Raw genomic sequence first — 19,435 nt, forward strand, 5'->3', positions numbered from 1 at the left:
GACCCACCTCTCCGGTGGGCGGCCCCTCATCACGGGCCGTCAATTCCGGGCCGGGGGGGCGGCGCGGGGCGGGGGGCGCCCGCCCCCCCGGAACGGCTGCCGTGGACCCCGCTCGGGTCCACGGACCCCGGCCGGGAGCCGTCCCTCCCGTCCGGAGCCTTCCGACAGGCCGGCCACATGAGCCGGCCCGCCGAGACCTCCGGCGGACCGGCCACACGAACCGGCCCGCCAAGTCCTCCCGGCCGGCCGCCCTTACGGGGCGACCGCCGAGCCTTCCGACGAGCCACCCGCCAGGGGTGACCGCCAAGTCCTCCGGCAGGCCGCCGCACGAGCGACTCTGCCGAGATCTCCGGCGAACCGCCCGTACGGGGCGACCGCCAAGTCTGTCCGCGGGCCACCCGTACGGGGCGACCGCCAAGTTTGTCGGCGGGCCACCTGTGCGCGGTGGCCCACGAGTTCGTCCGGTGGGCCGGCCGTGGGACGGCCGGCTGCCGGAGCGCGTGGGGGATCAGGCCTGGGCGGCGATCCGGGCGAGGCGCTGGGCCTCCTCGCGGGTGCTGCGGGCGACGGCGTCCTCGTCGACGGTGAGCAGGCGGCCGTTCTCCACGATCTGCCTGCCGTTGACGAAGGAGGCCGACACAGGGGCCGCGGCGCCGAAGACCAGCGCGGTCACCGGGTCCGCGATGGACGCGTGGGCGAGGGTGTCCATCTTCCACAGGACCACGTCGGCCAGCTTGCCCGGCTCCAGCGAGCCGATCTGCTCGGCGCGGCCGAGGACCTGGGCACCTCCGTAGGTGCCGAGCCGCAGCGCCTGGCGGGCGTTCAGCGCGGCCTCGCGGTGCGCGCCGAGCCGGTTGATCAGCAGGGCGTTGCGCAGTTCGGTGTGCAGTTCGCCGGACTCGTTGGAGGCGGTGCCGTCGACGCCGAGGCCGACCGGGACGCCGGACTTCAGCATGTCGGGGACACGGGCGATACCGGCGGCGAGGCGGGCGTTGGACGACGGACAGTGGGCCACGCCCGTCTTCGTGCGGGCGAACGCGGCGATGTCGGAGTCGGTCATGTGGACGCAGTGCGCCATCCACACGTCCTCGCCGAGCCAGCCCGTGGACTCGAAGTAGTCGGTCGGGCCCATGCCGAACAGCTCGTGGCAGAACCTCTCCTCCTCCACGGTCTCCGAGCCGTGGGTGTGCAGCCGTACGCCGAGGCGGCGGGCCAGCTGGGCGCCCTCACGCATGAGTTCGGTGGAGACGGAGAAGGGGGAGCAGGGGGCCACGGCCACCTGGGTCATGGCGTCGAAGGAGGCGTCGTGGTGCTCCTTGACGGTCGCCTCGGTCGCCGCGAGCGCGCCCTCCAGCGTCTCGACGGCGAAGTCCGGCGGCAGTCCGCCGTCCTTCTCGCTGCGGTCCATCGAGCCGCGGGCCAGCGTGAAGCGGACGCCCGTCTCGGCGGCGGCCCGGATGATCGAGCCGGACAGGTCGCCGGAGCCGTGCGGGAAGACGTAGTGGTGGTCCATGGCGGTGGTGACACCGCCGCGGGCCATCATCGCGAGGGACCCCTGCGCGGCCGCGTAGGTCATCCGCTCGTCGATGCGCGCCCAGGTGGGGTAGAGCGCGACGAGCCAGTTGAACAGGTTGTGGTCGGTGGCCAGACCCCGGGTGATCCACTGGTAGAAGTGGTGGTGGGTGTTGACCAGACCGGGGGTGGCCAGGTGGCCGCTCGCGTCGATCCGGAGCACCACGTTCTCCAGACCCTCGGGGGCCTGACCGGCGCCGACCGACTCGATCCGGTTGCCGGCGAGGACGAGGTACCCGGAGGCGTACTCCGTGTCGCCCGCGTCCACGGTCGCGATCGCGCAGTTCTCGATGATGACGCGCTGGGCTGCCGATGGTGCCATCGTGCTTCCTTGTCTTTGAGTGGCGGGCCCGTGGACAGGGGAGGGGGAGGGTCCACGGGAGGGCACGGCAGGACCCTAGGAGGATTTGAGTGCCGGAGCCGGTTGGCGGCTCCGGGTGCCGAGGTGAGAGAAGAACAGGTGGGGCGGGACCGGGACGACGGGGGAGTTGTCGGCGATCAGCCGGGTGCGGGACGTGGTGGTGCGCCGGTGCGCGGCGGGGACGAGCCGCGGGACAGGAGGCTTCTCGTCCACCGGGTGCACGGACGCCGCGGCGTCCTCGCTGTGCACCGGCGGGGTGGAACAGGGGGCTTCGGCAAACCCCTGCGCACGCTGTGCCATGGTGTTCCCTCCGGTGTGGCGTGTCCCCGGCCCGGGCGGGCGGGACCGGGGCACGCGTCCCGCGTCAGAGGTTGGTCATGTCCACCGGGATCTTCGGCTCGCAGCCGTCCCGGAGGATGGTCGCCTCGATCAGGCCGTAGGGCCGGTCGGCGGCGAAGTAGACCTCGTTGTCGTTCTTGAGCCCGAAGGGCTCCAGGTCGACCAGGAAGTGGTGCTTGTTCGGCAGCGAGAAGCGGACCTCGTCGATCTCGCTGCGGTTGTTGATGATGCGCGCACCCATCTGGTACAGCGTCTGCTGCAGGGAGAGGGAGTAGGTCTCGGCGAAGGCCTGGAGCATGTGCTTCTTGACCTGCTCGTAGGACTTCTCCCAGTGGGGCATCTTCTGCTCGTCGTCGGTCCAGTTGAACCGCCAGCGGCCGGAGACCTGGGTGGCCAGGATGCGGTCGTACGCCTCCTGCAGGGTCGTGTACTTGTCCTTGACGTAACCCCAGAACTCCGAGTTCGTCGAGTTCATCACGACCAGGTCCTTCAGGCCGGAGACGACCTCCCACTTCTGCCCGTCGTAGGTGACCTGGGTGACGCGGATCTCCTGGCCCTTGCGGACGAAGGAGTGCTTGACCTCGTCGGCGCCGATGAACTTGGAGTTGGCGTCGGAGGTCTCGATCCGCTCCCAGGCGTACTCCTCGATGCGGATCCGGGCGCGGTGGATCGGCTCCTGCGAGGTGACGAAGTGCCGGGCGAGGTGGATGCCGAACTGCTCGGCCGACTCGATGCCGTACTCCTTGGCGAACGCGTACACCGTGTTCTTGGTGGTGTCGGTCGGCAGGCAGTTGGCGTTGGAGCCGGAGTAGTGGACCTCCTCCATGTCGCCGCTCAGCGCGACGGAGACGTTGAGGTCCTTGATGTGGTGGGTGGCGCCGTCCCGCGTGATCTTTACGACTCGGTTCTCGGCCTTGCCGTACTGGTTCTGTCCCAGGATGGTCGGCATTAGCTAGCTCCCTCGGTAAACGGAGTAGCCGAACGGGTTGAGCAGCAGCGGTACGTGGTAGTGCTCGCCCGGTACGACGGCGAACGTGATCGCCACCTCCGGGAAGAACACCGCCGGTCCGCTGTCCCGATTCGCGGGGGCGTCCTGCTGCGCATCGGCTTGCTTCTTCGCAGTTTTCTCTTCGAAATACGCCTCGACGGCGAAGTCGAGCCGTACGTGTGTGGTCCCCTCCGGCAGGGCCGGCAGGTCCTTGCACCGGCCGTCGGCGTCGGTCGCGGAGCCGCCGAGCGTCTGCCAGTCCGCCGCGCGCCCGGAGCGGGCGGAGAGCTGGACGGCGACCCCCTCGGCGGGGCGGCCGGCCGAGGTGTCCAGGATGTGTGTGGACACGGAGGCGGTGGTGCTGGTGCTCATGGTGTCAGGCGTCCTCTTCGACGAGTCGGGCCAGTCGGATTCGGTTGATCTTGCCCAGCTCGGCGCGGACGATCTCCCGCTCCTGCTCCGGCGTGTTCCCGATCCGCTCCTTGACCGCGTCGCGCATCTGCTCGCCGGTCCGGCCGGTGGCGCAGATGAGGAAGACATGGCCGAACTTCTCCTGGTAGGCCAGGTTCAGTTCGAGCAGCTCGGCCTTGAGCTCCTCGGAGGCGCCGGCCATGCCGCGCTGCTCGCGGGCGGAGGTCGGGTCGCCGGGCCTGGGCCGCCCGATCGGCGGATGCCCGGCCATCGCCTCCTCCAGGTCCGCGGTGCTCAGCTCGGCCATGGCGGCGTCGCCGGCGGCGTAGAGCGCGTCCGCGGTGGCGTAGGGGCGGGCGGCGAGCAGTCGCCGGACCCACTCGGTGGAGGCGCACGCCTCGTGGAGGGCGGCGAGGGCCGCGCGCTCCTCCAGGGCGTTGAACCGGGCCAGGCCCGGGGGCGTGGAAGTGGAAGTCACGGGAGCCTCCGTGGCCGGATTCGGCCTTCGTGCTGAACGGGCTGCCTGTAGCTAACGCTCTCCGAAACACCGCGTCAACACTTTGTTGAAAATTCGGGACGGCATCCCGAATGGCGGTCAGCCCTCTTTCACACGGTTGAGATAGTTGTAGACCGTGAAGCGGCTCACGCCGAGCGCGCTCGCCACGGTCTCCACGCCGTGGCGCACCGCGAAGGCGCCACGCGCCTCCAGTATCCGTACGATCTCCTGTTTGGACTTGCGGTCCAGGTCGGCCAGCGGCTTGCCGCGCCTGCGCTCCATGGCGGCCAGGATGTGGTCGAGGGAGTCGGCCAGCTGGGGCAGGCGTACGGCGACGACGTCGGCACCCTCCCAGGACAGGACGACATCCTCGGGTCCGGCCTCGTCCGGCGGGAGCATCTCCCCGCCCATGGCGTCGACCAGCGGCTTCACCGCCGCGATGAAGGGCTCGTCCCCGGTCATCCGTCGGTCTCCCCTCTCGCGTCCCCGATCACGTTGACCTGGAGCGAGACCCGGGTGGCGCCGGCCGCCAGCGACTTGCGCAGCAGGGCGTCCACGGCCGTGAGGACCGCGTCGGCACCGCCCTCCGCGGTGTTGCCGAACGGGCCGACGTCCACCGCGTCGAGCGTCGCCGCCTCGATGACCTCGCGGGCGACCAGCGCGTGCGCGGGCGCCTCGTCGAGGTCGAAAGGCTCGGTCGTGAACTCCACTCTCAGTCGCACTGTGCCCCCATGGCAGCTGTTCCGGCCCGCTGCGTTCCGGCGGGCCGGCGATCGGGGTCGGTGACCGCCCCGACCGCTTGGTGAGACCTTAACGGACACAGGTGCCGGTCCCGCTCCCGAAGAAGTCCGCTCCCCGATCCGTGCGACGGACCTGCCGTGCGGCCCCGTAGAACGGACGACGGATTCACCCGGGGAGGGGACTGCACAGTGACAGCGCGTGCACGCAACGGGGCACTGAGGGGTGTGCGGGGTACGGCGGTCGCGGCCGCGGCGATGGCCGCGATGACCGCGTCGCAGGCGCCGGGACCGGTCTCGGCCGAGGCCGCGGAGCCCCCGCCGACGGCGGCACCCGCCGGGCACGGACCGAGCGTGTCCGGCGACACCCCCTACCGCCCCGGACTTCCGCCGCTGCGGACGCGTGGGAGGGGCCCGGCACAGCGCACGACGGGCGGCGCCCTGCCGGCGAGCGTGTTCGCCGCGTACCGGCGAGCCGAGGAGCGGCTGGCGCACAGCGCGCCCGGCTGCCGGCTGCGCTGGCAGCTGCTGGCCGCGATCGGCCAGGTGGAGTCCGGGCAGGCGCGGGGCGGCCGGGTGACCGAGGACGGTACGGCCGTGCCGCCCGTCCTCGGTCCCCGGCTGGCCGGCGGCGCCTTCGCCGTCGTGGCGGACACCGACGGCGGCGTGTACGACGGGGACGCGGTGTACGACCGCGCGGTCGGCCCGCTGCAGTTCATCCCGTCGACCTGGGCCCGCTGGGGCGCGGACGGCAACGGCGACGGGCGGGCGGACCCGGAGAACGTCTTCGACGCGGCGCTCGCCGCCGGCCGCTACCTGTGCGCGGGCGGCCGGGACCTGTCGGACCCCGCCGGCCTGGACCGGGCGATCCTGGGCTACAACCACTCGGACGCCTATCTGCGCACGGTCAAGGCCTGGTTCGCGTACTACCTGACCGGACACCGCGTGGTGCCGGACGCGCCCGCGGGGTCCGGCGCCGAGTCCCCGGACCGGCCGAAGCCGTCCCGCCCGAAGGCCCCGACGCCCTCGCCGAGGCCGTCAAAGGACCGCGGGCCGGGCCCCGGGCCTTCGCACAAGCCGCCGGCGCCGCCCGCCCCGCCCTCGCCCGCCCCGTCCCGTACGGCCGCCGTCCCGCAGGAGTCCGGGGCGCCGCCCCTCCCGGTCCCCCGGCCCGCCCTCACGCTGCCCGGCGGCGGTGTGCTGCCCGACGCGGGGCCTGTGACCGGCGACGGCTAGGCCCTCTCGTTCGGACGCCGGGATGATCCAAACGAGAGGGCCCAGGTGCGGCAACGGCTGGAACACGATGGGCGCCGCCCCCTCCACAACCGCGGATACCCGGCGGTAATGTCGCCACCCGCCGGGAGCACAGGACCGGCGGGTGAGCGCGAAGGGGCCCTCATGGCGACGGACATGCCTGCGGACGCAGTGGCCGCCGACGAGCGGTGGCGGCACATGTGGAGCCACCGCGAGCAGTTGCTCAAGGTGGCCCGGCGGCGGTCGATGAGCCAGGAGGACGCCGAGGACGCCGTGCACGAGGCGATGCTGCGGGCCGCGGAGCGCCCGGACCTCGACGACGAGCGGCTGGGGGCCTGGCTGACGACGGTGACCATGCGGCTGTGCGTCGACCGGTACCGGCAGGTCAGCCGCGAGGCCGAGGTGGGCAGCCGTCCCACGCTCGTCGCGCCGGGCCCGGTCCCCGTCGAGGAGGCGGTGTGCGACCGGGCCGAGGCCAGGTGGCTCGCCGTGCGCAGCGGGGAGCTGCCCGCCCGGCAGGCGGAGGCGCTGCGGCTGAAGTCCGAGGACCTGGACGTGGGCCAGGTCGCGGTGCGGATGGGGCTCAGCTACCGGACCGTGGAGTCGCTGCTCGCCCGGGCCCGGCGGACACTGCGCGCCTCGCTCGCCGGGACGCTCGGCCTCGTCCTGTTCCTGGTCGGCCGCGGGCGTCCGCGCGGCGGCGGCAAGGTGCAGGCCGTGGCGGTCACCTCGACGGCGGCGACCCTGGCGGTGGCGGGGTTCGTGCTGCCGTACGCGCTCGGCGGGGGCGGCGGCGCGGCGGCGCGGGCGCCACAGCCGGCACGGTCCCGTGGGGTGGCGCAGGTGGTCAGGAACGACAGCGCCGGGCCGGCACACGCTCCGCGGACGGGCAGGACGCCGACGGCCCGGGGCCGTGCCACGGTCCGGCCGTCCACCGGCGGGTCCGCCGCCCCGCTGCCCGTGCCGCTCCTGCCGAAGGTCTCGACGCCCGGACTTCCGCGGCTGCCGGTGAAGTCCGCGGTGCCGTCGGTGCCGTCGCTCCCCTCGGTTCCCTCGGTGCGGGCGACGCCCGCGGCGCCCGCGCTCCCGTCCCCTTCCCGTCCCGCGACCGCCCCGAGCGTGCCTTCCGTGACGCTGCCGTAGCACGCCGCGAACGCGTCCGAAAAAATTTCCCGGTCGCCGCGACGGACGTCCCGCCCCTCCCCGTAGAGCAGGTGTCGAAGCTGCTCCACGGGCGAAGGGCGGGACCGGATGGGTGTGGAGATCTGTGTGGAAGGGCTGACCAAGTCCTTCGGCCACCAGGTCATCTGGCAGGACGTCTCGCTGACGCTGCCCGCCGGGGAGGTCTCGGTACTGCTCGGCCCCTCGGGGACGGGCAAGTCGGTGTTCCTCAAGACGCTCGTCGGGCTGCTGAAGCCGGAGCGCGGCTCGGTGACGGTCGCGGGCCGCGACATCACCCGCCTGCGCGAGCGCGACCTGTACGAGGTGCGGAAGTTGTTCGGCGTGCTGTTCCAGGACGGCGCGCTGTTCGGCTCCATGAACCTGTACGACAACATCGCCTTCCCGCTGCGCGAGCACACCCGCAGGTCCGAGAGCGAGATCCGGCGCGTCGTGCTGGAGAAGATGGACATGGTCGGGCTGATCGGCGCCGAGGACAAGCTGCCCGGCGAGATCTCCGGCGGTATGCGCAAGCGGGCCGGGCTCGCCCGCGCCCTGGTCCTCGACCCGGAGATCATCCTGTTCGACGAACCGGACTCGGGCCTGGACCCGGTCCGCGTGGCCTACCTCAACCAGCTCATCGTCGACCTCAACGCACAGATCGACGCGACCTTCCTGATCGTCACCCACGACATCGCCTCGGCCCGCCAGGTGCCCGACAACATCGGGCTGCTGTTCCGGCGCGAGCTGGTGCTGTTCGGGCCCCGCGAGGAGCTGCTCACCAGTGAGGAGCCCGTGGTGCGGCAGTTCCTGAACGGCCGGATGCAGGGGCCGATCGGCATGGCGGAGGAGAAGGACGCGGCCCAGGTCGAGCAGGAGCTGGCCCAGATCCACGAGGGCGGCCCGGCCGACGTGCTGACACCCCGCCTGCTGCCCGGCCCCGGCATCACCCGCCCGCCCCGCTGGGAGGCCATCGCGCGACGGGAGGCCCGGCTGCACGGGACGGCGGTGAGCGGCGCATGAGGCTGTCCCCGACGGGCGCGCTGCGGCACTCGGGCAACCTGTTCGCGATGGCGCTGGACGTCGTGCGGACCCTGCCCCGACGGCCCTTCCAGGCACGGGAGTTCATCCAGCAGGCGTGGTTCGTCGCGAGTGTCACGATCCTGCCGACGGCCCTGGTCTCGATCCCCTTCGGGGCGGTCATCGCGCTGCAGATCGGCAGCCTGACCCGGCAGCTCGGCGCGCAGTCCTTCTCCGGTGCCGCGTCCGTGCTCGCCGTGCTGCGCGAGGCCTCACCGATCGTCACCGCCCTGCTGATCGCGGGCGCCGGCGGCACGGCGATCTGCGCGGACCTCGGGGCACGGAAGATCCGGGACGAGATCGACGCGATGCAGGTGCTGGGCATCGACCCGGTCCACCGGCTCGTCGTACCGCGCGTGCTGGCCTCGATGACCGTGGCCGTCCTCCTCAACGGCCTCGTCTCGGTGGTCGGCGTGGCGGGCGGCTATTTCTTCAACGTCGTCCTCCAGAACGGCACGCCCGGCGCCTACCTGGCGTCCTTCACCACCCTCGCCCAGCTGTCCGACCTGTGGGCGGCCGAGATCAAGGCCCTGGTGTTCGGGGCGATCGCCGCGATCGTCGCCTCGTACAAGGGGCTGACGGCGCGGGGCGGCCCGAAGGGCGTGGGCGATGCCGTCAACCAGTCCGTGGTGATCACCTTCATGTTGCTGTTCGTGACCAACTTCGTGATGACCGCGGTGTACTTCCAGGTCGTCCCGCAGAGGGGTTAGCCGATGAGACTTCTCGACCGCCCCGTGCGCTCACTCGAGGAGCTGGGCACGCAGCTCTCCTTCTACGGCCGTTCGCTCGCGTGGACGGGCCGTACCCTGCGCCGCTACAAGAAGGAGGTCCTGCGGCTGCTCGCCGAGGTGAGCTTCGGCCGCGGGGCGCTCGCCGTCGTCGGCGGCACGGTCGGCGTGATCGCCTTCCTGTCCTTCTTCACCGGTACCGAGGTCGGCCTCCAGGGCTACGCGGCCCTCAACCAGCTCGGCACCTCCAACTTCGTGGCGTTCCTGTCGGCGTACTTCAACACCCGGGAGATCGCCCCGCTGGTGGCCGGCCTCGCCCTGTCCGCGACGGTCGGCGCCGGGTTCACCGCGCAGCTCGGCGCGATGCGGATCAGCGAGGAGACGGACGCGCTGGAGGTCATGGGCGTCCCGTCACTGCCGTTCCTGGTGACAACCCGGATGATCGCCGGCTTCGTCGCGGTGATCCCGCTGTACGTGATCGGGCTGCTCTCCTCGTACCTCGCCGCCCGCACCATCACCACCGGCTACTACGGGCAGTCGACGGGCACGTACGACCACTACTTCCACCAGTACCTGCCACCCGTCGACGTGTTCTGGTCCTTCGGCAAGGTGATCGTCTTCGCCGTGCTGATCATCCTGGTGCACTGCTACTACGGCTACCACGCGAGCGGCGGCCCGGCGGGCGTCGGCGTCGCGGTGGGCCGCGCGGTGCGGACCTCGATCGTCGCCGTCAACGTCCTGGACTTCTTCCTGAGCCTCGCGATCTGGGGCGCCACCACGACCGTACGGATCGCGGGGTGACAGCGGTGCGCACATGGAGACTCAGGCTGTACGGCATCGCGTTCTGTGCCGTGCTCGCACTGCTGCTGTCGCTCGCGGTGGCCGTCTACCAGCAGGCGTTCACCTCCGTCGTGCCCATCACCCTGGAGGCCGGCGCCCTCGGCAACCAGCTCGACCCGCGCGCCGACGTCAAGCTGCGCGGACTGCTGGTCGGCGAGGTGCGCGAGGTGCACGCCGACGGCACGAAGGCGACCCTCGACATCGCGCTCAAGCCCCGGTACGTCCCGTACATCCCCTCGGACGTGCACGCGCGGCTGCTGCCCAAGACGCTGTTCGGCGAGAAGTACGTCGACCTCGAGGCGCCCGCGCGTTCCTCGGCCCGGCCGATCCGCGCCGGGGACGTCATCACCCAGGACCGTACGAAGGCCGGCATCGAGGTGCAGCAGCTGATGAACGACCTGCTGCCGCTGCTGCGGACCGTCCGGCCGGGTGAACTCGACGCCACCCTCTCGGCGTTCGCCACCGCGCTGGAGGGCCGCGGCGACCGGATCGGCGGCAACCTCACCCGGGTCGAGGGCTATCTGCGCCGGCTCGACCCGCACCTGCCGTCGATCGAGGAGGACATCTCCCGGTTCGCCGACGTCGCCGAGGTGTACGGCGACGCCGCGCCCGACCTGATGCGGATCCTGCGCAACACGGTCACCACCAGCCGCACGATCGTCGAGAAGAAGGACCAGCTGGCCGCCGGGCTGCGCTCGACCACTGCCGTCGCGGGCACGGCGGACGACTTCCTCGCCGCGAACGGCGACCGGATGATCACCCTGGGCCGGGTCTCCCGCCCCACGCTGGAGCTGTTCGCCCGCTACTCCCCCGAGTACCCGTGCCTGTTGCAGGGCCTGGTCCGGCAGGAGCGGGCGTCCGAGGACGCGTTCCGGGGCGGGGAGATGCGGATCACCCTCGAGGTCGTCCGGCCGCAGGGGGCGTACCGGCCCGGTGAGGAACCGGTCTACGGCGAGCGGTCGGGCCCGGACTGCCGTGGGCTGCCGCATCCGCCGGTACCCGGGCCGAAACCCCGTCTCGACGACGGTACGTCCGCCGGATCCTCCGGCGGCGCGCTCCCCGGAGGTGCCGACATGTCCGCCACCCGGGCCGAGCAGCGGGCCGTCGGCTCGCTCGTGGCCCCCGTCATGGGCGTCCCCGCGGACCAGGTGCCGCCCGTCGCGACCCTGCTGTTCGGGCCGCTCGCGCGCGGGACGGCGGTGAGCGTCGCATGAGCAGGGCAGGAGCGCGGCAGACCGCCGCCCCGCTGATCAAGTTCAGCCTCTTCGCGCTCGTCACGATCGCGGCGACGGCCCTGCTCGCCGCCACCGTCGTCAACGTCTCCTTCACCCCGAAGGACACCTACCACGCGGTGTTCACCGATGTGACCGGGCTGGAGACCGGCGACGACATCCGCGTGGCCGGCGTGCGGGTCGGGGACGTCGAGGACATCAGGATCAAGGACCGGACCCTGGCCGAGGTCACGTTCACCGTCACCGCGGACCGGCCGCTGCTCGCCTCCACGCACGCGGTCGTCCGCTACCGCAACCTGGTCGGGCAGCGCTACATCGCGCTGACCGAGGGCACCGGCGACGCCACCGACAAGCTGCGGCCGGGCGGCACCATCCCGCTGCCCCGGACCCAGCCGGCACTGGACCTCAACGCCCTGCTGAACGGCTTCAAGCCGCTGTTCGCCGCGCTCAGCCCGAGCGACGTCAACCAGCTCGCCACCGAGATCATCCAGACCCTGCAGGGCGAGGGCGGCACGGTGCACAGCCTGCTGGCGCACACGGCCTCGCTCACCGGCACCCTCGCCGACCGCGACCAGCTGATCGGCTCGGTGATCGACAACCTCAACACCGTCCTGAAGACGCTCGACAAGCGCGGCTCGCGCTTCTCCGGGCTGCTCACGCAGCTGCGCCGGGTGGTCTCGGGGCTCTCCGCCGACCGCAGACCCATCGGGGAGTCCCTGGTGAGCATCGGCGGTCTCACGGACGTCACGGCGGGGCTGCTGAAGGACGCGCGTCCGCCGCTGAAGGACGACATCGCCGGGCTCGGCGAACTCACCGGAACCCTGAACAAGAACCAGAACACCGTGGAGGGCGTGCTGAAACGGCTGCCGAACAAGCTCGACAAGCTGACCGGGACGGCGTCCTACGGCTCCTGGTTCAACTTCTACCTCTGCGACTTCGACGGCCGGATCGTGCTGCCGAAGACGAAGCAGGTGATCACCCCGGAGCTGCACGTGGCGCGGGCGAGGTGTGGCGGATGAGCGTGCGTGGACCGGGGCGGCGCCCCGAGCCCCTGGTGAAGGTACGGGTCCTGCCGCCGAAGCCGCCGGGACTCCCCCGGCTGCTGCCGAAGCGCGAGGCTCGCCCCGAGCCCCTGGTGAAGGTGCGCGTCCTGCCGCCGCGTCTCCCGCGGCTGCCCCGGCCGCCCCGGCCGCCCCGGCGCACACCCCGCCCCCAGCCCCTGGTGAAGGTGCGCGTCCTGCCGCCGAAACTGCCCACGATCCGGCTGAGGCGCCCGCGCCCGAAGCCGTTCCGTGAGCAGAACCCGGTCGTCGTCGGCGCCGTCGGCCTCACCGTCCTCGCCCTGCTCACGGTCGCCGCGTTCCACGCGGACAGCCTGCCGCTGATCGGCGGCGGCGCCACGTACAGCGCGGCCTTCTCGGAGGCGGGCGGGCTCAAGCCCGGGGACGAGGTACGGATCGCCGGGGTGAAGGTCGGCAAGGTCGAGGACGTCGGCCTGGACGGCGACCACGTCAAGGTCACCTTCGAGGTGAAGGGCCACCCGGCGTTCGGCACCGACACGGGCGCGTCGATCCGGGTCAAGACGATCCTCGGCGCCAAGTACCTGGCCCTGCGCCCCGCCGGTCCCGGTCAGTTGAAGCCGGGCAGCGAGATCCCGCTCGGGCGGACGGTGTCGGCGTACGACGTCGTGCAGGCCTTCAGCGACCTGACGACCACCAGCGAGAAGGTCGACACGGACCGGCTCGCCAAGGCGCTGGACACGATCTCCGTCACCTTCCAGGACTCGCCGGCGGAGGTACGGGCGTCGATCAAGGGGCTGTCGCGGATCTCCCGGACCGTGGCCGCCCGGGACAAGGCGCTGCGCGGGCTCCTCGGCCACGCGAACGGGGTCACCCAGGTGCTGGCCGGTCACACGAAGGACTTCTCCGCGCTGGTGAAGGACGGCGACGCGCTGTTCAAGGAGATCGGCGAGCGGCGCACGGCGATCCACACCCTGCTCAGGAGTTCCGCGCTGCTGGGCATCGAGCTGTCCGGCCTGGTCGACGACAACGGCAAGGAGATCGGACCCGCCCTGAAGAACCTCGACACCTTCGTGAAGATGCTCGGACGCAACCAGGCGAGCCTCGACCGCAGTGTCCGGCTCCTCGCCCCCTACGTGCGCCTCTTCACCAACACCCTCGGCAACGGCCGCTGGTTCGACTCCTACGTGCAGAACCTGGTCGCCGCCCCGGTCATGCCGCGGACGGGAGGCACCCGGTGACCCGCAGACTCCTGGCCCTGTTCACCGCCCTCGCGGTCCTCGCCGGTCTCGCCGTCGTCCTGTGGCCGGGCCCCGCCCCCGTCCGCGTCACGGCGTACTTCCCCCGCACCGTCGGCATCTACCCCGGCTCCGACGTCCGCGTCCTCGGTGTCCGCATCGGCGAGGTCGAGAAGATCACACCGGAGGGCGGCCGGGTGCGGGTGGAGCTGGCGTACGACCGGGGCCGCAAGGTCCCCGCGGGCGCGCGGGCCGCCATCGTCAACTCCTCGGTGGTCAGCGACCGTTACGTGCAGCTGCTGCCGGTGTACCGCAAGGGCGCGGTCATGCGCGACGGCGACGTCATCCCCGAGTCCCGTACGGCCGTCCCCGTCGAGCTGGACCGGATCTTCGACAGCCTGCACACCACCGCCGAGGCGCTCGGCCCCGACGGCGCCAACAAGAAGGGCTCGCTGGCGCGGCTGCTCGGGGTGAGCGCGGACAGCCTCCGGGGACAGGGCAGGAACCTCAACCAGACCGTGGAGGACCTGTCGCGGGCGGTCACCACGCTGTCCGACGGCCGCGGCGACCTGTTCGGGACCGTGCGAAACCTCCAGGTGTTCACGGCCGCGCTGGCCGCGGACGACCAGAGCGTGCGCTCGTTCGACACGGACCTCGCCGGTGTGGCCGCCCAGCTCGCCGGGGAGCGCAAGGATCTCGCGGCCGCGCTGAAGTACCTGGCCGCCGCCCTCACCGACGTGTCGGGCTTCGTGAAGGGCAACAAGAAGGCGCTGACCTCGAACGTGCGGGACCTGGCCCGGGTCACCGAGGTCCTCGTCACCCAACGGGCCGCACTGGAGGAGCTGTTGACCGTCGCCCCCACGGGCCTGTCGAACCTGCAGAACGCGTACAACCCCGCCGCCGGCACCCTCGACACCCGCAACAACGCACAGACCCCGCAGGACCCGGCGTCCCTGCTCTGCTCGATCCTGAGGACGACCGGGGACGACCACGACGGCTGCGCGGGGCTGAAGGGACTCTTCGGCTCCCTGCCCGAGGTGCCGTCCGCTCCGGCGACGACGGGCACGGTCGACCGGACCCTCGGCGGAATCCTGGGGGCACCGGCATGAGCGTGCGACGCACTGCACGGGTGGCCGCCTGGACCGCGGCGGGCTCGCTGCTGCTGACGGGCTGCGAGTTCAACGGCTGGTACGACGTCCCGCTCCCCGGCGGCGCCGCCTCGGACGGCCACGCCTACCACGTCACCGTCGAGTTCCGGGACGTACTGGACCTGGTGCCGCAGTCGGCGGTCAAGGTCGACGACGTCACCGTCGGCACGGTCGAGAAGGTGCGGCTGGAGGGCTGGCACGCGCGCGTGCGGCTCAGGATCGCCGACTCGGTGAAGCTGCCCGGCAACGCGGTCGCCGACCTCAGGCAGACCAGCATGCTCGGCGAGAAGTACGTGGCCCTGTCCCCGCCGGCCGGCACGCGGCCCGTCGGCCGGCTCCGTGACGGCGACCGCATCCCGCTCTCCCGCAGCGGCCGCAACCCGGAGGTCGAGGAGGTGCTGTCGGCCCTGTCCGCGCTGCTCAACGGCGGCGGGGTGGCCCAGCTGAAGACGATCACCGTCGAGCTGAACCAGGCCCTGAACGGCCGCGAGGACCGGGTCAGGTCGCTGCTGAGGCAGCTCGACACCTTCCTCGGCGGCCTCGACGGCCAGCGGGCGCAGATCGTGCGCGCCCTCAAGGGCGTCGACCGGCTCGGCACACGGCTGCGGCGGGAGAAGAAGACGATCGCCCAGGCCGTCGACACCATGCCGCCCGCCCTGAAGGCCCTCGCCGACCAGCACAAGGACCTGACGAAGATGCTCACCGCCCTGTCCAGGCTCGGCACGACCGGCACCAGGGTGGTGAACGCCTCGAGGGACGACACCGTCGCCGACCTCAAGAAGCTCCGGCCCGTCCTGCAGGAGCTGAACAAGGCGGGCGACGACCTGCCCGACTCCCTGGAGATCCTCACCACTTACCCGTTCCCGCGCAACGCCACGGACGCGATCAAGGGTGACTACGTCAACCTGGGGATCACCGCGGACCTGGACCTCGCCGGCCTCTACGGCAACGTCACCCGCAAGCCGGGCAAGAGCGGGAAGCACCCGGCGCCCGGGGCTCCGCGCCTTCCCGGCGTCCCCACTCCCGCACCGCTGCCGTCCCTGCCGGACACCCCCTCCCTGCCCGCCACCCCGTCCGTGCCCCCCGTGCCCTCGAAGCCCTCCGACGGCAGCACCCTGCTGTGCCCGCCGGTGTGCACCGCGGCCTACGGCACCGGGGACGGCCCGCGTCACCCTGCGCCCGGGATCGACCTCGGCCTCGCCGAGCTGATGCTGAAGGGGATGCTGCCGTGATCACACGTACGGTCAGGGCCCAGCTGCTCGCCTTCGCGGCCGTCACCGCCCTCGGGGTGTCCTACGTGGGCGCCCGCTACACGGGCCTGGTGGACGACGTCCTGCACCGCGGATACACCGTGCGTGCCGACTTCGCCGAGTCCGGTGGCGTCTTCCCCGGCGCCGAGGTCACCTACCGCGGGGTGCCGGTGGGCCGCGTGGGCGATCTGCGGCTGACCGGCTCCGGTGTCTCGGTGGCCCTGAAGATCGAGGACGGCGCCCCGAGGATCCCGGCCGACACCCTCGCGGTGGTCGCCGACCGTTCGGCGGTGGGCGAGCAGTACGTCGACCTCCAGCCTCGCCGGTCGGGCGGCCCGTACCTCAGGGACGGCAGCCCCATCCCGCGCGGTCGCACCCGGACCCCGCTGCCGGTCACCGACCTGGTCCTCGGCCTCGACCGGTTGGTCAACTCCGTCGGCAAGGACGATCTGCGGGTCACCGTCGACGAGTTGGGCAAGGCGTTCTCGGGCACGGGCCCGCACCTGACCCGGCTGGTGGACTCCGGCAACGCGCTGGTGGAGTCGGCGTCCGCGTCGCTGCCGGAGACGACCTCGCTGATCGAGGAGTCGCGGAAGGTGCTCAGGACGCAGGCGGAGCAGGGCTCGGCCATCAGGTCGTTCTCCCGGGACCTGGCGAGGCTCAGCGAGCAGCTGAAGTCGAGCGACGGCGATCTGCGCCGGCTGATCGGCGCTGCGGTCCCCGCCACGCGGGAGCTCGACTCCCTGCTGAAGTCCACGCGGCCGCACGTGCCGGTCCTGCTGGCCAACCTCGTCAGCGGCGGGCAGATCACCGTGGCCCGGCTGCCCGGCGTCGAACAGGCCCTGGTCACCCTGCCCCTCACCGTGGCGGGCAGCTACACGGTGATCCCCGGCGACGGCACCACCCACTTCGGGCTGACCGTGAACGCCGACGACCCGCCCGCGTGCACCCAGGGCTACGGCACCCAGCGGCGCGACCCCGCCGACACCGCCACCCGCCCGGCGAACACCCACGCGCGCTGCACCGCACCGCGCGGGAGCGGCACCTCGGTGCGCGGCGCGCAGAACGCCCCCGGCGCGGCCACCGGTTCGGGCGGCGCGCGCCGGGCCGCGTTCGTGGCCCCGTACGACCCGGAGACCGGCACCGTGACCGGCCCGGACGGCACGCCCGTCGAGATCGGCTCGACGGGCGGCGAACAGACCGTGTTCGGAAAGGAGTCGTGGCAATGGCTGCTCGTGGGACCGATGGCATGAGAGGGCGGCGCACGAGGCTGCTGTCGGCGGGGCTCGTCACCTCGACCGTACTGACGACCGTGCTGTGTGTCTGGCTGGGCCTGAAGCTGGCCGACCAGCGCGCGGCGGACCAGCGCCGTCAGGACATCCTGGCGGCGGGCCGCCAGTCGGCGCTGAACTTCACCTCGCTCGACTACCGGCACTACGGCCGGGACAGCCGCACGGTGCTGAAGGGCGCCACCGGCGACTTCAAGAAGCAGTTCGCCGCGCAGACCGCGCAGTTGACGAAGCTCGTCGCGCGCAACAAGTCGGTGTCGCAGGGGCAGGTCCTGGAGGCGGGCATCGTGCGTTCCGACGAGCGTTCGGCCCAGGTCCTGGTCGTCGCCGACAGCAAGGTGACCAACACCGCCGCGCCCGAGGGCCGGGCGCGCACCTACCGGATCCAGCTCGACCTCGTGCGCGTGGCCGGCCGCTGGCTGACCTCCGACGTCGAGTTCGTGGGCTGACCCACGGGCCGCCCCACCAGCGCCGCCCCGAGCCCCGCCCCACCGTAAGGAGAGACACCGTGGCGAACCCGACCTCCCGCACCCGCGGCACCGGCTCCCCGGCCCGCCGCACCCTGACCGCGGCCGCCCGCGCGGCGGCCAAGCGCGCCGGGCGGCCGGCCCGCCCCGGGCGGGGTGCCGGCCCGGAGGAGAAGGCCTCGACCGGGCGCACCCTGCTCGTCGAGCCACCGGCGGACGGCTGGGACGACCCGCCGGAGCCCGCGGCGTCCGAGACGTCCGAGGCTCCTGAGGCCTGCGAGGCGTTTGAGGCCTCCGAGGCGCTTGAACCGGGGGAGAGCGCGCGTCCCCCCGGGGCCGGGCTGCGGGTGGTCACCGCGGTCCTGGGCGTCGTCCTCGTGGTGGCGCTGGTCGTGGCCGCCGTGCTCGGGTGGCAGTACCGGCAGGGACGGCAGGCGGAGCAGGCGCGCGGCGAGGCCCTCGCGGCCGCGCGGAAGGCGGCACCGGTCGTGCTGTCGTACGACCACCGGCACCTCGGCCGGGACTTCACCCGGGCCCGAGCCCTGCTGACCGGGCACTTCCGCGACCAGTACGGCAGGACCACGAAGACGGTGGTCGCGCCGACCGCGACGAAGTACCGGGGTGTGGTGAGGGCGACCGTGGCCACACCCGCCGGTGGCGGCGCCCCGGCGGTCTCCGTCGTGTCGGCCACGCCGGACAGGGCCGTCGTCCTGCTCTTCGTCGACCAGGTCACCGAGAGCACCCAGGTCCCCGAGCCCCGTCTGGACCTGAACCGGGTGCGGATGACGCTCACCCGCACCTCCCACGGCTGGCGGGTGAGCGGCGTCGACGCCCTCTGACCAGGCCTTGGTCAGTGCCCTCGCGCCACAGGCGCGGGGGCACTTTTTCGTGGGCTCTCTTGACAGCCCCACCCCCACACAGGCAGTCTTCCGTTAAGCAGAAATGAACTTCCGCAATGCGGAATACAGGGAAGGGAGCGCGGCCCCCGTGGGATTCGCAGACCAGCGCTTCAACGTCAACCTGTCGATCCTCTTCACGGAACTCCCGCTCCTGGAGCGCCCCGCGGCCGCCGCCGCGGCGGGCTTCACGGCGGTCGAGCTGTGGTGGCCCTGGGTCGACTCCCCCACCCCCGAGCAGTCCGAGCTCGACGCCCTGAGGAAGGCGATCGAGGACGCGGGCGTCCAGCTCACGGGGCTGAACTTCTACGCCGGACAGCTGCCGGGCCCGGACCGCGGCGCCCTGTCGATCCCGGGCGAGGAGTCGGAGAAGTTCCGCGCCAACATCGACGTGGCCGCCGACTTCGCCGCCTCCCTCGGCTGCGGGGCGCTCAACGCGCTGTACGGCAACCGCGTCGAGGGCGTGGACCCGGCCGAGCAGGACGCCCTCGCCCTGGAGAACCTCGCCCTCGCGGCCCGGGCGGCCGACCGCGTCGGCGCGATCCTGCTGATCGAGGCGCTGAACCAGCCCGAGTCGCCGCTGTACCCGCTGGTGAGCGCACCCGCCGCCATCGGGATCGTGGACAAGGTCAACGAGGCGACAGGCCTCGGGAACGCCAAGTTCCTGATGGACCTGTACCACCTGTCCATGAACGGCGAGGACCTGCCGTCGGTCATCGAACGGTACGCGGCGAAGACCGGCCATGTGCAGATCGCCGACAACCCCGGCCGCGGCGCCCCCGGGACGGGTTCGCTCCCGCTCCAGGAGCTGCTCGACCAGCTGAAGAAGGCCGGTTACGACGGCTGGGTCGGCCTGGAGTACAAGGCCGGCGACCGCCCGAGCGCCGAGTCCTTCGAGTGGCTCGCGCGCGCAACGCGCCCGGCACGCTGAC

Annotated in this window: 21 protein-coding genes; 14 read left to right on the forward strand and 7 right to left on the reverse strand. The window is 72.3% G+C overall.

Going from position 1 to position 19,435, the window contains the following annotated elements; genetic code table 11:
- Positions 1 to 508: 508 nt before the first annotated feature.
- The 7 genes from ACWC94_RS37050 to ACWC94_RS37080 all read right to left on the reverse strand — a co-directional run bounded on the left by ACWC94_RS37050 (position 509) and on the right by ACWC94_RS37080 (position 4,889).
- Positions 509 to 1,894 carry an 8-oxoguanine deaminase gene (locus ACWC94_RS37050; RefSeq protein WP_450801681.1) on the reverse strand — a complete coding sequence of 462 codons (1,386 nt, stop codon included), beginning with the start codon at positions 1,892 to 1,894 and terminating at the stop codon, positions 509 to 511.
- Positions 1,895 to 1,969: 75 nt separating this feature from the next.
- The gene (locus tag ACWC94_RS37055; RefSeq protein WP_450801682.1) at positions 1,970 to 2,233 is read right to left on the reverse strand and encodes a hypothetical protein; all 264 of its coding nucleotides are present in this window, start codon (positions 2,231 to 2,233) and stop codon (positions 1,970 to 1,972) included.
- A 64-nt stretch (positions 2,234 to 2,297) separates the two neighbouring features.
- Entirely contained in the window at positions 2,298 to 3,221 is a 924-nt protein-coding gene (pucL, locus tag ACWC94_RS37060; protein WP_450801683.1) for a factor-independent urate hydroxylase, read from the reverse strand.
- A gap of 3 nt (positions 3,222 to 3,224) precedes the next feature.
- Positions 3,225 to 3,632, reverse strand: a complete 408-nt coding sequence (uraH, locus tag ACWC94_RS37065) for a hydroxyisourate hydrolase (protein ID WP_450801684.1) — start codon at positions 3,630 to 3,632, stop codon at positions 3,225 to 3,227.
- Positions 3,633 to 3,636: 4 nt separating this feature from the next.
- Positions 3,637 to 4,149 (reverse strand): 2-oxo-4-hydroxy-4-carboxy-5-ureidoimidazoline decarboxylase, encoded by a 513-nt coding sequence (gene uraD / locus ACWC94_RS37070; protein ID WP_450801685.1) that lies wholly within the window; start codon positions 4,147 to 4,149, stop codon positions 3,637 to 3,639.
- Between the two features lie 117 nt (positions 4,150 to 4,266).
- Positions 4,267 to 4,629 (reverse strand): helix-turn-helix domain-containing protein, encoded by a 363-nt coding sequence (locus tag ACWC94_RS37075; protein WP_450801686.1) that lies wholly within the window; start codon positions 4,627 to 4,629, stop codon positions 4,267 to 4,269.
- Positions 4,626 to 4,889, reverse strand: coding sequence for a hypothetical protein (locus ACWC94_RS37080; protein WP_450801687.1), 264 nt, complete (start codon positions 4,887 to 4,889; stop codon positions 4,626 to 4,628). The genes ACWC94_RS37075 and ACWC94_RS37080 overlap by 4 nt, the downstream gene beginning before the upstream one ends.
- A gap of 207 nt (positions 4,890 to 5,096) precedes the next feature.
- Between ACWC94_RS37080 and ACWC94_RS37085 the strand changes: the two genes are divergently transcribed.
- The 14 genes from ACWC94_RS37085 to ACWC94_RS37150 all read left to right on the forward strand — a co-directional run bounded on the left by ACWC94_RS37085 (position 5,097) and on the right by ACWC94_RS37150 (position 19,434).
- Positions 5,097 to 6,140 (forward strand): lytic transglycosylase domain-containing protein, encoded by a 1,044-nt coding sequence (locus ACWC94_RS37085; protein ID WP_450801688.1) that lies wholly within the window; start codon positions 5,097 to 5,099, stop codon positions 6,138 to 6,140.
- A gap of 174 nt (positions 6,141 to 6,314) precedes the next feature.
- Complete coding sequence (locus ACWC94_RS37090; protein ID WP_450801689.1) at positions 6,315 to 7,301, forward strand: sigma-70 family RNA polymerase sigma factor; 987 nt, start codon at positions 6,315 to 6,317, stop codon at positions 7,299 to 7,301.
- 108 nt (positions 7,302 to 7,409) lie between these two features.
- On the forward strand, positions 7,410 to 8,339 hold the full coding sequence (locus ACWC94_RS37095; RefSeq protein WP_450801690.1) for an ABC transporter ATP-binding protein: 930 nt from the start codon (positions 7,410 to 7,412) through the stop codon (positions 8,337 to 8,339).
- Positions 8,336 to 9,106: an MlaE family ABC transporter permease gene (locus ACWC94_RS37100; protein WP_450801691.1), complete on the forward strand. Its 771-nt coding sequence runs from the start codon at positions 8,336 to 8,338 to the stop codon at positions 9,104 to 9,106. Before ACWC94_RS37095 ends, ACWC94_RS37100 begins: the two co-directional genes overlap by 4 nt.
- Positions 9,107 to 9,109: 3 nt before the next feature.
- The gene (locus tag ACWC94_RS37105) at positions 9,110 to 9,925 is read left to right on the forward strand and encodes an MlaE family ABC transporter permease (RefSeq protein WP_450801692.1); all 816 of its coding nucleotides are present in this window, start codon (positions 9,110 to 9,112) and stop codon (positions 9,923 to 9,925) included.
- A 5-nt stretch (positions 9,926 to 9,930) separates the two neighbouring features.
- Positions 9,931 to 11,178 carry an MCE family protein gene (locus ACWC94_RS37110; RefSeq protein ID WP_450801693.1) on the forward strand — a complete coding sequence of 416 codons (1,248 nt, stop codon included), beginning with the start codon at positions 9,931 to 9,933 and terminating at the stop codon, positions 11,176 to 11,178.
- Positions 11,175 to 12,215, forward strand: coding sequence for an MCE family protein (locus tag ACWC94_RS37115; RefSeq protein ID WP_450801694.1), 1,041 nt, complete (start codon positions 11,175 to 11,177; stop codon positions 12,213 to 12,215). Before ACWC94_RS37110 ends, ACWC94_RS37115 begins: the two co-directional genes overlap by 4 nt.
- A gap of 230 nt (positions 12,216 to 12,445) precedes the next feature.
- Positions 12,446 to 13,456: an MCE family protein gene (locus ACWC94_RS37120; RefSeq protein ID WP_450801736.1), complete on the forward strand. Its 1,011-nt coding sequence runs from the start codon at positions 12,446 to 12,448 to the stop codon at positions 13,454 to 13,456.
- A complete protein-coding gene (locus ACWC94_RS37125; RefSeq protein WP_450801695.1) occupies positions 13,453 to 14,562 on the forward strand; it encodes an MCE family protein in 1,110 nt (369 codons plus the stop codon). The genes ACWC94_RS37120 and ACWC94_RS37125 overlap by 4 nt, the downstream gene beginning before the upstream one ends.
- The gene (locus ACWC94_RS37130; RefSeq protein ID WP_450801696.1) at positions 14,559 to 15,833 is read left to right on the forward strand and encodes an MCE family protein; all 1,275 of its coding nucleotides are present in this window, start codon (positions 14,559 to 14,561) and stop codon (positions 15,831 to 15,833) included. The genes ACWC94_RS37125 and ACWC94_RS37130 overlap by 4 nt, the downstream gene beginning before the upstream one ends.
- A complete protein-coding gene (locus ACWC94_RS37135) occupies positions 15,830 to 17,104 on the forward strand; it encodes an MCE family protein (RefSeq protein ID WP_450801697.1) in 1,275 nt (424 codons plus the stop codon). The genes ACWC94_RS37130 and ACWC94_RS37135 overlap by 4 nt, the downstream gene beginning before the upstream one ends.
- The gene (locus tag ACWC94_RS37140) at positions 17,101 to 17,589 is read left to right on the forward strand and encodes a hypothetical protein (protein WP_450801698.1); all 489 of its coding nucleotides are present in this window, start codon (positions 17,101 to 17,103) and stop codon (positions 17,587 to 17,589) included. Before ACWC94_RS37135 ends, ACWC94_RS37140 begins: the two co-directional genes overlap by 4 nt.
- A gap of 59 nt (positions 17,590 to 17,648) precedes the next feature.
- Entirely contained in the window at positions 17,649 to 18,446 is a 798-nt protein-coding gene (locus tag ACWC94_RS37145) for a hypothetical protein (protein ID WP_450801699.1), read from the forward strand.
- Positions 18,447 to 18,594: 148 nt separating this feature from the next.
- Positions 18,595 to 19,434 (forward strand): TIM barrel protein, encoded by an 840-nt coding sequence (locus tag ACWC94_RS37150; protein WP_450801700.1) that lies wholly within the window; start codon positions 18,595 to 18,597, stop codon positions 19,432 to 19,434.
- Position 19,435: the final 1 nt, after the last annotated feature.

This window comes from Streptomyces sp. NPDC001135, assembly GCF_053598395.1.

What these genes read in the sequence shown, in the direction of transcription:
- ACWC94_RS37050 (WP_450801681.1), bottom strand. Translation starts at nt 1,894, where the DNA reads ATGGCACCATCGGCAGCCCAGCGCGTCATCATCGAGAACTGCGCGATC.
- ACWC94_RS37055 (WP_450801682.1), bottom strand. Translation starts at nt 2,233, where the DNA reads ATGGCACAGCGTGCGCAGGGGTTTGCCGAAGCCCCCTGTTCCACCCCG.
- pucL (WP_450801683.1), bottom strand. Translation starts at nt 3,221, where the DNA reads ATGCCGACCATCCTGGGACAGAACCAGTACGGCAAGGCCGAGAACCGA.
- uraH (WP_450801684.1), bottom strand. Translation starts at nt 3,632, where the DNA reads ATGAGCACCAGCACCACCGCCTCCGTGTCCACACACATCCTGGACACC.
- ACWC94_RS37075 (WP_450801686.1), bottom strand. Translation starts at nt 4,629, where the DNA reads ATGACCGGGGACGAGCCCTTCATCGCGGCGGTGAAGCCGCTGGTCGAC.
- ACWC94_RS37090 (WP_450801689.1), top strand. Translation starts at nt 6,315, where the DNA reads ATGCCTGCGGACGCAGTGGCCGCCGACGAGCGGTGGCGGCACATGTGG.
- ACWC94_RS37095 (WP_450801690.1), top strand. Translation starts at nt 7,410, where the DNA reads ATGGGTGTGGAGATCTGTGTGGAAGGGCTGACCAAGTCCTTCGGCCAC.
- ACWC94_RS37100 (WP_450801691.1), top strand. Translation starts at nt 8,336, where the DNA reads ATGAGGCTGTCCCCGACGGGCGCGCTGCGGCACTCGGGCAACCTGTTC.
- ACWC94_RS37105 (WP_450801692.1), top strand. Translation starts at nt 9,110, where the DNA reads ATGAGACTTCTCGACCGCCCCGTGCGCTCACTCGAGGAGCTGGGCACG.
- ACWC94_RS37115 (WP_450801694.1), top strand. Translation starts at nt 11,175, where the DNA reads ATGAGCAGGGCAGGAGCGCGGCAGACCGCCGCCCCGCTGATCAAGTTC.
- ACWC94_RS37130 (WP_450801696.1), top strand. Translation starts at nt 14,559, where the DNA reads ATGAGCGTGCGACGCACTGCACGGGTGGCCGCCTGGACCGCGGCGGGC.
- ACWC94_RS37140 (WP_450801698.1), top strand. Translation starts at nt 17,101, where the DNA reads ATGAGAGGGCGGCGCACGAGGCTGCTGTCGGCGGGGCTCGTCACCTCG.